This window comes from Nocardia sp. NPDC050413, from assembly GCF_040655475.1.
GTDB classification, from domain to species: domain Bacteria; phylum Actinomycetota; class Actinomycetes; order Mycobacteriales; family Mycobacteriaceae; genus Nocardia; species Nocardia coubleae.
Map to the genome: position 1 here is coordinate 92,078 of NZ_JBFAJZ010000002.1, position 12,519 is coordinate 104,596.

Here is a 12,519-nt window from a genome sequence, read left to right on the forward strand (position 1 = left end):
GAGACCTTCCCGCGCGCCCAGGTGGTAATCGGCTGTCGGCCCCACCGGACCAGGGACTACCCTGTGCATCCGTGATCACCCGCCTCTCCCGCCTGTTCCTGCGCACCCTGCGAGACGATCCCGCCGACGCCGAGGTGCCGAGCCACAAACTGCTGGTGCGTGCCGGCTACGTCCGCCGCGTCGCCCCGGGCGTGTACTCGTGGTTGCCGCTGGGTCTGCGCACGCTGCGCAAGATCGAGGACGTCGTGCGCCAGGAGATGGACGCCACCGGCGCCCAGGAGATCTCCCTGCCCGCGCTGCTGCCGCGCGAGCCCTACGAGACCACCAACCGGTGGACCGAATACGGCGACGCGCTGTTCCGCCTGCAGGACCGCAAGGGCGGCGACTACCTGCTCGGCCCCACCCACGAAGAGCTGTTCGCGCTCACCGTGAAGGGTGAGTACAACTCCTACAAGGACCTGCCGGTCACGCTGTACCAGATCCAGGCCAAGTACCGCGACGAGGAACGTCCCCGCGCCGGCATCCTGCGCGGCCGCGAGTTCATCATGAAGGACTCCTACTCCTTCGACCTCGACGACGACGGTCTCGCCGCCAGCTACGCCACCCACCGCGCCGCCTACCAGCGCATCTTCGACCGGCTCGGCGTGAAGTACGTGATCGTGGCCGCTACCTCCGGTGCCATGGGCGGTAGCGCGTCGGAGGAATTCCTCGCCGAGAGCCCCGTGGGTGAGGACACCTACGTGCGCTGCGTGGAGTCCGGGTACGCCGCCAACGTGGAAGCCGTGGTCACCCCCGCGCCCGCGCCGCTGCCGATCGACGGACTGCCCGCCGCCGTCGAGCACGACACCCCGAACACGCCGACCATCGCCACCCTGGTCGACTGGGCCAACGAGGCGAAGGTGCTCGATCGCGAAGTCACCGCGGCCGACACGTTGAAGAATGTGATGGTGAAGCTGCGTCACCCCGACGGCAAGTCCGAGATCGTCGGCATCGGCATCCCCGGGGACCGCGAGGTCGACGACAAGCGCCTCGAGGCCGCTGTCGAACCCGCGACGGTGGAACTGCTCACCGAGGCGGACTTCACCGCCAACCCATTCCTGGTGAAGGGCTACATCGGCCCGAAGGGTCTGCAGGCCAACGGTGTCCGCTACCTGGTCGATCCCCGCGTCGTCGACGGCACCTCCTGGATCACCGGTGCCGACCAGCAGGGCAGGCACGTCGTCGGCCTGGTCGCCGGACGTGACTTCACTCCCGACGGCACCATCGAGGCCGCCGAGGTCCGCGACGGCGACCCCTCGCCCGACGGCGCCGGTCCGCTGGTGTCTGCGCGTGGCATCGAGATCGGCCACATCTTCCAGCTCGGCCGCAAATACACCGACGCCTTCGACGTGGACGTGCTCGGTGAGAACGGCAAGCCCGTGCGCCTCACCATGGGCTCCTACGGCATCGGCATCTCCCGCATGGTCGCGGTGATCGCCGAACAGCAGCACGACGAGAAGGGCCTGCGCTGGCCCGCCGAGGTCGCCCCCTTCGACGTGCACGTGGTGATCGCCAACAAGGACGCCGCCGCCCGCGACGGCGCCGAACACGTGGTCGCCGGACTGAACGCCGAAGGCCTCGAGGTCCTCTTCGACGACCGCACCGCCTCACCCGGCGTGAAGTTCAAGGACGCCGAACTGCTCGGCATGCCCTGGATTCTGGTCATCGGCCGCGGCTGGGCCGAAGGCAAGGTGGAACTTCGCAACCGGTCGACCGGCGAAGCCGAGGAGATCCCGGCCGAAGACGCCGTCAGCGCGGTCACCGCGCGCGTGCGCGGCTGATCTGTCCGCAACGATCGCGCTGTCCCGCCGACCGGTGGGGCAGCGCGATCGGCGTATCCGGCGAACTTACGCCTACGTAGGGGAAACCTGCAGGTAGACGGCGTAGTTCGGGGTGGGGCGCTGATAAGTTGACGGGTATGACGAGTTCGCCCAGCCTGTTGTTCAACCCCGCCACCTACGACCCGCAGCATTTCGATGCGGAGACGCGGCGGCTGCTGAAAGCCACCATCGAGTGGTTCGAGTCCAAGGGCAAGGCGCAGTTGCTGGCCGACGACCGGGACGCGCTGTGGGTGCAGGACTTCCTGGACTTCGTGGCGAAGGAGAAGCTGTTCGCCACCTTCCTGACCCCCGCCGCCTACGCCGACGGTGACCCGAACAAGCGCTGGGACGCCGCGCGCAATGCGGCGCTGTCGGAGATCTTCGGCTTCTACGGGCTGGCCTACTGGTACGCCGAGCAGGTGACGATCCTCGGCCTCGGCCCGATCTGGCAGAGCGACAACGAGATCGCCAAGCGCAAGGCCGCCGCCGACCTCGCCGACGGGCAGGTCATGGCGTTCGCGCTGTCGGAGCGTGACCACGGCGCCGACATCTACAACACCGACCTCGTCCTGACCCCCACCGAGCCGGGCAGCGCCGACGCCGAAGCGGGCATCCTGTTCCGCGCCAACGGCGAGAAGTACTACATCGGCAACGGCAATGTCGCCTCGATGGTTTCGGTGTTCTCCCGCCGCGCCGACATCGAGGGCGCCGACGGCTACGTCTGGTTCGCCGCCGACTCCCGCCACGACAACTACCACCTGGTCGACAGTGTCATCCACGGTCAGATGTATGTGAGCCACTTCCGGCTGGAGAACTACCCGGTGACCGCCGCCGACGTGCTGCACGAAGGCCCCGAAGGGTTCTCGGCCGCGCTCAACACCGTCAACGTCGGCAAGTTCAACCTGTGCCACGGCAGCATCGGCATGGTGGAGCACTCGTTCTTCGAGGCCATCACCCACTCCAACAACCGCATCCTCTACGGCAAGCCGGTCACCGACTTCGCCCACGTGCGTGGCAATTTCGTCGACGCCTATGCCCGCCTGATCGCGATGAAGCTGTTCAGCGACCGGGCCGTCGACTACTTCCGCAGCGCCTCCCTCGAGGATCGCCGCTACCTGCTGTTCAACCCGATGACCAAGTCCAAGGTCACCTCCGAGGGCGAGGTCGCGATGACCCTGCTGCTGGATGTGCTGGCGGCCAAGGGTTTCGAGAAGAACACCTACTTCCACGAGGCCTCGCGCTACATCAACCACCTGCCCCGGCTCGAGGGCACGGTGCATGTGAACGTGGGCCAGATCCTCAAGTTCATGCCGAACTACCTGCTCAACCCGGCCGAGTACCCGGCGGTTCCCACCCGGCTCGAGGCGGGCGACGAGGAGTTCTTCTGGAAGCAGGGCCCGGCGCGCGGCGCGGGCAAGGTGCGCTTCGCCGACTGGACCCCGCCCTACGAGGCGGCCGCCGACGTGCCGAACGTGGGCCGCTTCTACGAGCAGGCCAAGGCGCTGCGTGAGCTGCTGCTCACCGCCGCACCGGACGAGGCGCAGCAGAAGGACCTGGACTTCATGCTCACCATCGGCCACCTGTTCTCCACGGTGGTCTACGGTCAGCTGATCCTTGAGCAGGCCGAACTCACCGGCCTCGACCGCGACGTGCTCGACCAGATCTTCGACTTCCAGATCCGCGACTTCAACACCCAGGCCACCGCGCTGCTCGGCAAGCCGTCGGTCACCGACGCGCAGCGGAACTGGGCCGTCGCCGCCCTGCGCACGCCGATCGCCGACGCCGAACGGTTCGACCGGGTGTGGCAGCAGGTGGAGTCCTACGACGGCGCCTACGCGATGCGCCCGTAGTCGACAGCGACGGTCCGGCCTGTTCCGTGGGCCGGACCGTCGCTGTGTCACACGGGGCGGCCATCGAGGCTCCCTCGACGGCTCGTCGCCCGCCGGCACTGCCAACGGGCGGGCATGGCGTTGCCGGGCGGGCGGCCTTCGGGCTATGTCCGTCCCGGGAAGCTGACGGTGACCGGGTTCGTGCCCAGGATCGCCTGCCACCGGGCTCGGCGCGCCGCCGCTTCGGTGAGCGCTTCGACGGCGCCGGCCCTGACGGCCTCCTCGGTGGCCTGTTCGACCACGGCGTACCACGCTGCGGCGCAATCGGATTCGACCGCTACGGCCAGATGTGCGGCCGGGATCGGGTCGTCGACCGGGAACGGCGGATTGTAGGCGGCATCGGGTGCCTCCGGCGCGGAGCCACCGGCTTCGAGCAGTTCGATCGTCGCGTCCCGGCGGGCGCGGTGCGCGGCACTGAACTCCGCGACCAGGCGCGACCGATCGCTGTTGGCGTAGGCGGCGATCAGGCCGTAGGAGTACACGGCCGCGTACTCGGTGTCGAGGGCGCGTTGCAGCGCTTCACGTTGACCGGTCATGACAGCAGAACTCCCGCCTCGGTGGCACAGGCCGCGCTGATCGAGGCCAGAAGCCCTGCGCGGTAACCGGATTCGGTGCGGGCCAGGGTCGCTGCGGCCTGCTGGGAATGCTGCAACCGAGCACGCAACTGTTCGACGCTGATCGGCTGCTGCGCCGCCGAGACCAGATCGGCGGCCGGCACCGGCGCACCGTCGGACCCCGGCACGGTGACGACGCCGGTGCGGTGCACAGGGGTGGTTCCGTCGCCGTAGACCCCGATCACCCGGTCGATCTCGGCGCGCAGTGCGTCGGCGTGGGCGGTGCGTTCGGTGGCGACGGTCGTCAGCGCGGCCTGCGCCTGCGGTGCCAGCGCGATCGCGGCCGTCGCGGCGGCGGCATCTGCTCGGGCCAGAACCTCGTGTGCGGCAAGGGAATCCGGCGCGTGCACGGTGTCGTCCTCGGCGCACGACGCCAGGACGGCGACCGCGGGCACCGTGACAGCGCCTGCTCCGACCAGCCTCAGCACCGTCCGCCGACGCCAGGTGCGCGCGGCACTTCCGGCGGCCGGTGCGGGTGAGAACTCCGTCGACTTCGCGTGCCTGGCACCCGGCGCGGCAACACACTCCGTCGACTTCGAGTGCGGTATAGCGGTGTTGGCGGTCGGCGACTTCGGGTGTTGGATAGCGTGCTCTGTCGACTTCGCGTGCGGCACGGCGACGTTGGCAGTCGGCGTGGCAGCGTGCTGTGCCGACTTCGCGTGCGGCACGGCGTCGGTGGTCGGCGACTGCGGGTGCTTGGCAGTCTGCGCGGCAGTGTGGGTGCTCGGCGCGACGGCGAATTCGGCAGTCGTCGCGACGGCCGAGGCGGTGGCCGACCGCACGACTTCACGCGCGAACCCGCTGGTCGGCGGGAGGGAATCGCGGTGGTCGTGGCGCATGCCGGAAGGTCGCCCGGCACTCGGCGGGACGGTATGGCGGTGATGCACGTGGACCATCGTGCCAGATCTCGCGGCGACGGTTCGCCACGCGGCGATCGCGCCTGGCACGCCGACACGGACCGGTGCGCGCCGCCCGGTGGCTGGTCCTTTACACTCTCGTGGCGCGTTACGCTAGACCTTCGGCGTAGAAATTTCCGATCGCGTCACAACTGAACCAGGAGCCGCCCATATGCCGATGCCCACCGAGGAAAGGGTGAGCCAGCTCGTCGCTGAGCTCGTCGCACGCCGGGGTTTCGACCTCGAGGGCGTCGCGATCGCGGCCGCGGGCAAGGACGAACTGGCTCCGGTTCGGGTGAAGGTCACCGTGGACAGCGACGGTCCCGCCGACCTCGACGCCATCGCCGACCTGAGCCGCGAGATGTCCGAGTCGCTCGACGCGGCAGGTGATTTCGGCGAATCCGCCTACCTGCTCGAAGTGACCACCCCCGGCGTCGACCGGCCGTTGACCACCGACCGGCACTGGCGCCGCGCCCAGGGCCGCAAGGTGAAGGTCGGCCTGACCGACGGCGCCGAACCCGTCGAGGGCAAGAAGAAGTTCGAGGCGCGCGTCGGTCGGCTCGCCGACGACGGCACCATCGCGCTCGTGCTCGGCGGCAGGAACAAGCCGCACCGGGTGCACGTGCCCCTCGCCGACATCGCCACCGCGGTCGTCCAGGTCGAATTCAACGCACCCGGCGCCGCCGAACTCGAACTCGCCGGTGGAATCGCCGCGGGCCGCCCCGTCCCGGGCGACGAACCCGCCGACCTCGCCGCAGCAGGCCAACACAGTGACACTCCCACCGAAGGGGTTGCGGAATGAACATCGAAATCGAAGCCTTGCGCGCGATCGTCGCCGACAAGGGCATCCCGATCGAGACCGTGATCTCGGCGATCGAGTCGGCGCTGCTCACCGCCTACCGGCACACCGAGGGGCACCAGCCCAACGCCTACATCGACATCAACCAGAAGACCGGCGTGGTCCGGGTGATGGCGCGCGAACTCGACGCCGACGGCAACCTCGTCTCCGAATGGGACGACACCCCTGAGGGTTTCGGCCGCATCGCCGCGACCACCGCCCGCCAGGTGGTGCTGCAGCGGCTGCGTGACGCCGAGAACGAGAAGTCCTTCGGCGAGTTCTCCACCCACGAGGGCGACATCGTCGGCGGCGTCGTCCAGCGCGACGCCAGGGCCAACGCGCGCGGCATCGTCGTGGTTCGCATCGGCAGCGAGGCCAACGGCGCCGAGGGCCTGATCCCGCCCGCCGAGCAGGTGCCCGGCGAGACCTACGAGCACGGCGACCGCATCAAGTGCTACGTCTACGGTGTGTCGCGTGGCCCGCGTGGTCCGCAGATCCAGCTCTCGCGCACCCACCCCAACCTGGTGCGGCGGCTGTTCTCGCTGGAGGTGCCCGAGATCGCCGACGGTTCCGTCGAGATCGTCGCGGTGGCCCGCGAGTCGGGACACCGCTCCAAGATCGCGGTCCGCTCGACCGTGCCCGGCGTGAACGCCAAGGGCGCCTGTATCGGCCCGATGGGGCAGCGCGTGCGCAACGTGATGAGCGAACTGGCGGGCGAGAAGATCGACATCATCGATTACGCCGAGGATCCGGCGACCTTCGTCGGTAATGCGCTCTCGCCGTCGAAAGTGGTATCGGTCACTGTCGTCGACCCCGAGGCGCGCGCCGCGCGGGTGATCGTGCCTGATTTCCAGCTCTCCCTCGCCATCGGCAAGGAGGGGCAGAATGCCCGCCTGGCTGCCCGCCTGACGGGCTGGCGCATCGATATCCGCAGCGACGCCGCGCCGGAGACCGACGACTCGGCACGGCCGCAGGCGCACCGTAGTTGACGCGGACACGTCGGAATATCGGCCGGCGGATGACAGGTTGATAACTTCGGAAGGGGAGGGGTTCGTCGTTATGACCGGGTCACCGGTAGAGTGGGTGAAGGACCGGCCCGCGCAATCCGTTCGAACCTGTATCGGATGCCGTCAGCGCGAGCCGTCTGCCGACCTGTTGCGGATCGTGACGCAGCCAAGGGAGGCGGGCAGTGCTACTGCCGCCGCCCCCGTGGTCATCGTTCCCGACCCGCGGCGCAGACTTCCCGGACGGGGTGCCTGGTTGCACCCCGTCTCAGCTTGTCTGCGTTCCGCAGAGCGGCGCCGAGCATTCGGCAGAGCCCTACGAGTGTCCGGAAATCTGGATATCTCAGCCCTGGAGCAGTACCTCGAGAACAGGCACGAGCACTCATGAGCACACCGTGAAGCACCAACGATGAACGTCCATCGGAGATAACCCGAGGTCGTGCGGGCCCGCCTTACCTAGGCGGCGTCACTGCTCGACCTCTCAGTGAGGAGAGCAGTGGCAGGCAAGGCCCGCGTGCACGAGTTGGCTAAGGAACTCGGTGTCACAAGCAAGGAACTACTCGCGAAGCTCAAGGAGCAAGGCGAGTTCGTGAAGTCGGCGTCCTCGACGGTGGAAGCACCCGTCGCACGTCGTCTGCGCGAATCACTCGCGTCGAAGTCCGCTCCGGCGGCCGACGCGAAGCCGGCGGCCCGTCCGGGTCCGTCGTCGGCGGCCCGTCCGGCCGCCAAGCCCACCCCCGGTGGTCCCCGTCCGGGCCCGCGTCCGGCTCCGGCGCCCGCCGCCGCCGCGACTCCCGCACCCGCTCCGGCTCCGGCGCCCGAGGTGAAGCCGGCTCCGGCCGCCAAGCCGACGCCCGCCGCCACGCAGAGCGCACCGGCCAAGCCGGCCAACGCACCGGCTCCCGGCCCGCGTCCGACCCCCGGCGCCCCGCGCCCGGGTCAGGCCGGTCAGGCGCCGCAGCAGCCGCGTCCCGGTACCCCCGCACCGGGTGCTCAGGCCCCGCGTCCGGCCGGTCCCGGCCCGAAGCCCGGCCCGAAGACCCCCCGGGTCGGCAACAACCCGTTCAGCTCCGCTCCCGATCGTGAGCGTCCGGCGCCGCGTCCCGCCCCGCAGGGCGGTCCTCGCCCGACGCCGGGTCAGGGCGGTCCCCGTCCGGCTCCCGGTCAGGGTGGCCCGCGTCCGGCTCCCGGTCAGGGTGGTCCCCGCCCCGGTCAGGGTCAGGGTGGTCCGCGTCCGGCCGCCGCGCAGGGCGGTGCCCCGCGTCCCGGTGGTCCGCGCCCCAACCCGGGCTCGATGCCGCCGCGTCCGAACCCCGGCGCCATGCCCGCTCGTTCCGCACGTCCCGGCCCCGCGGCCGGTGGCCGTCCGGGTCGTCCCGGCGGCGCCCCCGGTGGCGGCGCAGGCCGTCCCGGTGGTGGCGGCGGTGGCGGCTACCGCGGTGGCGGTGGCGGTGCCCCCGGCGCTCCCGGTGCCGGTGCACCCGCGGCCGGTGGTTTCCGTGGTCGCCCCGGTGGCGGCGGCGGTCGTCCCGGTGGTCCCGGTGGCCGTGGTGGTGCCGCAGGCGCCTTCGGTCGTCCCGGTGGCGCGGTTCGCCGTGGCCGCAAGTCGAAGCGGGCGAAGCGCGCCGAGTACGAGAACATGCAGGCTCCCGCCGTCGGCGGCGTGCGTCTGCCCCGTGGCAACGGCGAAATCATCCGTCTCGCTCGTGGCGCCTCGCTGTCGGACTTCGCCGAGAAGATCGACGCGAACCCGGCCGCTCTCGTGCAGGCCCTGTTCAACCTCGGCGAGATGGTCACCGCGACCCAGTCGGTGAACGACGAGACCCTCGAGCTGCTCGGCAGCGAGATGAACTACGTCGTCCACGTCGTCAGCCCCGAGGACGAGGATCGCGAGCTCCTCGAGTCGTTCGACCTCACCTACGGCGAGGACGCGGGCACCGAGGAAGACCTCGAGCAGCGTCCGCCGGTGGTGACCGTGATGGGTCACGTCGACCACGGTAAGACCCGACTGCTGGACACGATCCGTAAGGCCAACGTCCGTGAGGGCGAGGCCGGTGGCATCACCCAGCACATCGGTGCCTACCAGGTGCTGACGAACCTGAACGAGGAAGAGCGCCTCATCACCTTCATCGACACCCCGGGTCACGAGGCGTTCACCGCCATGCGTGCCCGTGGTGCGAAGGCCACCGACATCGCGATCCTCGTGGTCGCGGCCGACGACGGCGTCATGCCGCAGACGGTGGAAGCGATCAACCACGCCCAGGCGGCCGACGTGCCGATCGTCGTGGCGGTCAACAAGATCGACAAGGAAGGCGCGAACCCGGACAAGATCCGGCAGCAGCTGACCGAATACGGCCTGGTGACCGAGGAATACGGTGGCGACACCATGTTCGTCGACATCTCGGCCAAGCAGGGCACCAACATCGACGCGCTGCTCGAAGCGGTGCTGCTGACCGCGGATGCCTCGCTCGACCTGCGGGCCAACCCGGACATGGACGCTCAGGGTGTCGCCATCGAGGCGCACCTCGACCGCGGCCGTGGCCCGGTGGCCACCGTGCTCATCCAGCGCGGCACCCTGCGTGTCGGCGACTCGATCGTGGCGGGCGACGCCTACGGTCGCGTACGCCGCATGGTCGACGAGCACGGCGAGGACGTCCACGCGGCGCTCCCGTCGCGCCCGGTGCAGGTCATCGGTTTCACCTCGGTGCCCGGCGCCGGTGACAACCTGATCGTGGTCGAGGAAGACCGCATCGCCCGCCAGATCGCCGACCGCCGCAACGCACGCAAGCGCAACGCGCTCGCCGCACGCAGCCGCAAGCGGATCAGCCTGGAAGATCTGGATGCCGCCCTGAAGGAGACTTCGGAGCTCAACCTGATCCTCAAGGGCGACAACTCCGGTACCGTCGAGGCCCTCGAAGAGGCCCTGCTCGGTATCGAGATCGACGACGAGGTGCGCCTGCGCGTCATCGACCGCGGTGTCGGTGGCGTCACCGAGACCAACGTCAACCTGGCGTCGGCCTCGAACGCGATCATCATCGGCTTCAACGTCCGTGCGGAAGGCAAGGCCACCGAGCTGGCCAACCGCGAGGGCGTCGACATCCGGTACTACTCGGTGATCTACCAGGCCATCGACGAGATCGAGAAGGCCCTCAAGGGCATGCTCAAGCCGATCTACGAAGAGGTCGAGCTGGGCCGGGCGGAGATCCGCGCGATCTTCCGTTCGTCGAAGGTCGGCAACATCGCCGGCTGCATGGTCACCAGCGGTTCGGTCAAGCGCAACGCCAAGGCGCGCCTGATCCGTGACGGCCGGGTGATCGCCGAGACGATGACCATCTCCTCGCTCAAGCGGGAGAAGGACGACGCCACCGAGGTGCGCGAAGGTTTCGAGTGCGGTATGACCGTGACCTACAGCGACATCAAGGACGGCGACATCATCGAGGCGTACGAGCTGCGCGAGAAGCCGCGCGACTGATAACGCACACCGTTCCACACGCCGCATCCGAATCCTCGGGTGCGGCGTGTGGTCATGCGTGCAAACCATCTACCAGGAGGTGAGCACCGCTGTACATCGGTGCGCTCGAATTCGATCTACTGCTCGGTGACGTGCATTCGCTCAAGGAGAAGCGGTCGGTCATCCGGCCGATCCTCGCCGAGCTGCAGAAACGCTTCGCCGTGAATGCCGCCGAGGCCGGTGATCAGGACCTGCACCGCCGTGCGCTGCTCGGGGTGGCCATGGTCAGTGCGGAAACGGGACATCTCAACGAGGTGCTCGACAAATGTGAGCGGCACGTTGCCGCGCGTCCGGAGATAGAGTTGCTGGCAGTACGCCGCCGGATCTTCGGACCCGAAGACTGACAGGCGGGGCTCGGGTGTCACAGCCCGGTGCCTGCCTAGGAGAGGAGTGTCCCCATGGTGGATCAAGCCAGGGCTCGCCGACTCGCCAAGCGGATTTCCGCGATCGTGGCCACCGCGATCGAGTACGAGATCAAGGATCCGCGGCTGCGGTTCGTCACCGTCACCGACGCCAAGGTGACCGGCGACCTGCGCGAGGCGACGATTTACTACACGGTGATGGGCGAGACGCTCGACGCCGAACCCGATTACGCGGCGGCCGCCGCAGGTCTCGACGCGGCCAAGGGGGTACTGCGGTCCAAGGTCGGCGCGGGGACGGGCGTGAAGTTCACCCCGATCCTGGCGTTCAGCCTGGACAAGGTGCCCGACGCGGCGCGCGAGATGGAAGAGCTGCTGGCCAGGGCTCGCGCCATCGACGACGAGGTGGCCAAGGTGGCCGCCAACGCCAAGCACGCCGGTGACGCAGACCCGTACAAGTCCGAACGCGACGACGAGGACGAGTAGGGCACCCGCGTGACCAGTGTCCGGGACGGGACCGAACTGGGTGCCGCCGTCGCGTTGCTGGCGGCCGCCCGTTCGGTGACCGTCCTGTGCCATGTGCAGCCCGATGCCGACACGGTCGGCAGCGGGCTGGCCTTGGCGCTGGCTCTCGACCGCCGCGGCGTGCCGGTGTGCGTCTCGTTCGCCGAACCGGCCGAACTGCCCGCCTCGCTGCGTACCCTGCCCGGCGGGCAGCATCTCGTCGCGCCCGCGCAGGTTCCGCACGAGGTGGACCTGCTTGTAGTCGTCGACTGCGGTGCCCGCAGCCGCCTCGGTGCGCTCGCCGACCGATTATCCGGTGCGGCAAGGACTCTGGTGATCGACCATCACCGCGCCAACGACGGTTTCGGCACGGTGGATCTGATCGACGAGACGGCGGCCTCGACCACCGAGCTGGTCACCCGCCTGCTCGACGCGTGGGGCGTGCCGATCGACGCCGCCATCGCGCACTGCCTGTTCGCGGGCCTGGTCACCGACACCGGTTCGTTCCGCTGGGCCAGGCCGGGCAGCCACGCGTTGGCCGAGCGGCTGCTCGCCACCGGCATCGACGGTTCCGAAATCACCCGTTCCCTGCTCGATACCCACCCCTTCACGTGGTTACCGATGCTGTCGAAGGTGTTGTCCTCGGCGGTGGTCGTGCCCGGTGCGGCGGGCGTCGGGCTGGTGTACGCGCTGGTCCGGGCCGCCGACACGCACGAGGTGGGGCCCGAGGAAGTGGAGAGCGTCATCGACGTCATCCGCACGACCGCCGAAGCGGGGATCGCCGTGGTCTTCAAGGAGGCGCGCGGGCAGAACGATCGCTGGACGGTCTCGCTGCGCTCCCGCGACTCGGCCCCCGGTGTTTCCGACGGTGTCGACGTGGCCGCGATCGCGAGCCGGTTCGGCGGCGGGGGACATCGGTTCGCGGCCGGGTATACGACTTATGGGAGCGCCGAGTCCGTGGTGCGCGCGTTGGTGGACGAGCTCTCCTGACGCACTGGTGTTGTGGTCGACGGCGTCGAGGCTGTCGATTTCATGACGGGATCAG

11 protein-coding genes are annotated in these 12,519 nt (G+C 69.3%); 9 read left to right on the forward strand and 2 right to left on the reverse strand.

Annotated features, from left to right (window positions below; translation table 11 throughout):
- Positions 1–71: 71 nt before the first annotated feature.
- Together AB0I19_RS06475 and AB0I19_RS06480 are read left to right on the forward strand one after the other, a co-directional pair.
- A complete protein-coding gene (locus tag AB0I19_RS06475; protein ID WP_357145349.1) occupies positions 72–1,820 on the forward strand; it encodes a proline--tRNA ligase in 1,749 nt (582 codons plus the stop codon).
- Between the two features lie 137 nt (positions 1,821–1,957).
- On the forward strand, positions 1,958–3,709 hold the full coding sequence (locus tag AB0I19_RS06480; RefSeq protein WP_067496425.1) for an acyl-CoA dehydrogenase family protein: 1,752 nt from the start codon (positions 1,958–1,960) through the stop codon (positions 3,707–3,709).
- Positions 3,710–3,852: 143 nt separating this feature from the next.
- Here AB0I19_RS06480 and AB0I19_RS06485 read toward each other — a convergent pair whose 3' ends face one another.
- Positions 3,853–4,284 carry a ferritin-like domain-containing protein gene (locus AB0I19_RS06485; protein WP_357145352.1) on the reverse strand — a complete coding sequence of 144 codons (432 nt, stop codon included), beginning with the start codon at positions 4,282–4,284 and terminating at the stop codon, positions 3,853–3,855.
- Entirely contained in the window at positions 4,281–5,249 is a 969-nt protein-coding gene (locus AB0I19_RS06490) for a hypothetical protein (protein WP_357145355.1), read from the reverse strand. Before AB0I19_RS06490 ends, AB0I19_RS06485 begins: the two co-directional genes overlap by 4 nt.
- A gap of 181 nt (positions 5,250–5,430) precedes the next feature.
- On the opposite strand from AB0I19_RS06490, the gene rimP reads away from it, so the two are divergent.
- From rimP to AB0I19_RS06525, 7 genes are all read left to right on the forward strand, one after another.
- Positions 5,431–6,060: a ribosome maturation factor RimP gene (rimP, locus tag AB0I19_RS06495; RefSeq protein WP_357145358.1), complete on the forward strand. Its 630-nt coding sequence runs from the start codon at positions 5,431–5,433 to the stop codon at positions 6,058–6,060.
- Complete coding sequence (nusA, locus tag AB0I19_RS06500) at positions 6,057–7,085, forward strand: transcription termination factor NusA (protein ID WP_067636432.1); 1,029 nt, start codon at positions 6,057–6,059, stop codon at positions 7,083–7,085. Before rimP ends, nusA begins: the two co-directional genes overlap by 4 nt.
- A gap of 70 nt (positions 7,086–7,155) precedes the next feature.
- Complete coding sequence (locus tag AB0I19_RS06505) at positions 7,156–7,488, forward strand: YlxR family protein (RefSeq protein ID WP_084456574.1); 333 nt, start codon at positions 7,156–7,158, stop codon at positions 7,486–7,488.
- A 108-nt stretch (positions 7,489–7,596) separates the two neighbouring features.
- Positions 7,597–10,572: a translation initiation factor IF-2 gene (gene infB / locus AB0I19_RS06510; RefSeq protein WP_357145361.1), complete on the forward strand. Its 2,976-nt coding sequence runs from the start codon at positions 7,597–7,599 to the stop codon at positions 10,570–10,572.
- 89 nt (positions 10,573–10,661) lie between these two features.
- Positions 10,662–10,955 carry a DUF503 domain-containing protein gene (locus tag AB0I19_RS06515; protein ID WP_067492601.1) on the forward strand — a complete coding sequence of 98 codons (294 nt, stop codon included), beginning with the start codon at positions 10,662–10,664 and terminating at the stop codon, positions 10,953–10,955.
- Between the two features lie 54 nt (positions 10,956–11,009).
- Entirely contained in the window at positions 11,010–11,456 is a 447-nt protein-coding gene (rbfA, locus tag AB0I19_RS06520) for a 30S ribosome-binding factor RbfA (protein ID WP_357145364.1), read from the forward strand.
- A 9-nt stretch (positions 11,457–11,465) separates the two neighbouring features.
- Positions 11,466–12,464 carry a bifunctional oligoribonuclease/PAP phosphatase NrnA gene (locus tag AB0I19_RS06525; protein WP_357145367.1) on the forward strand — a complete coding sequence of 333 codons (999 nt, stop codon included), beginning with the start codon at positions 11,466–11,468 and terminating at the stop codon, positions 12,462–12,464.
- The last annotated feature ends 55 nt before the right edge of the window (positions 12,465–12,519 follow it).

What these genes read in the sequence shown, in the direction of transcription:
- AB0I19_RS06480 (WP_067496425.1), top strand. Translation starts at nt 1,958, where the DNA reads ATGACGAGTTCGCCCAGCCTGTTGTTCAACCCCGCCACCTACGACCCG.
- AB0I19_RS06485 (WP_357145352.1), bottom strand. Translation starts at nt 4,284, where the DNA reads ATGACCGGTCAACGTGAAGCGCTGCAACGCGCCCTCGACACCGAGTAC.
- rimP (WP_357145358.1), top strand. Translation starts at nt 5,431, where the DNA reads ATGCCGATGCCCACCGAGGAAAGGGTGAGCCAGCTCGTCGCTGAGCTC.
- nusA (WP_067636432.1), top strand. Translation starts at nt 6,057, where the DNA reads ATGAACATCGAAATCGAAGCCTTGCGCGCGATCGTCGCCGACAAGGGC.
- AB0I19_RS06505 (WP_084456574.1), top strand. Translation starts at nt 7,156, where the DNA reads ATGACCGGGTCACCGGTAGAGTGGGTGAAGGACCGGCCCGCGCAATCC.
- rbfA (WP_357145364.1), top strand. Translation starts at nt 11,010, where the DNA reads ATGGTGGATCAAGCCAGGGCTCGCCGACTCGCCAAGCGGATTTCCGCG.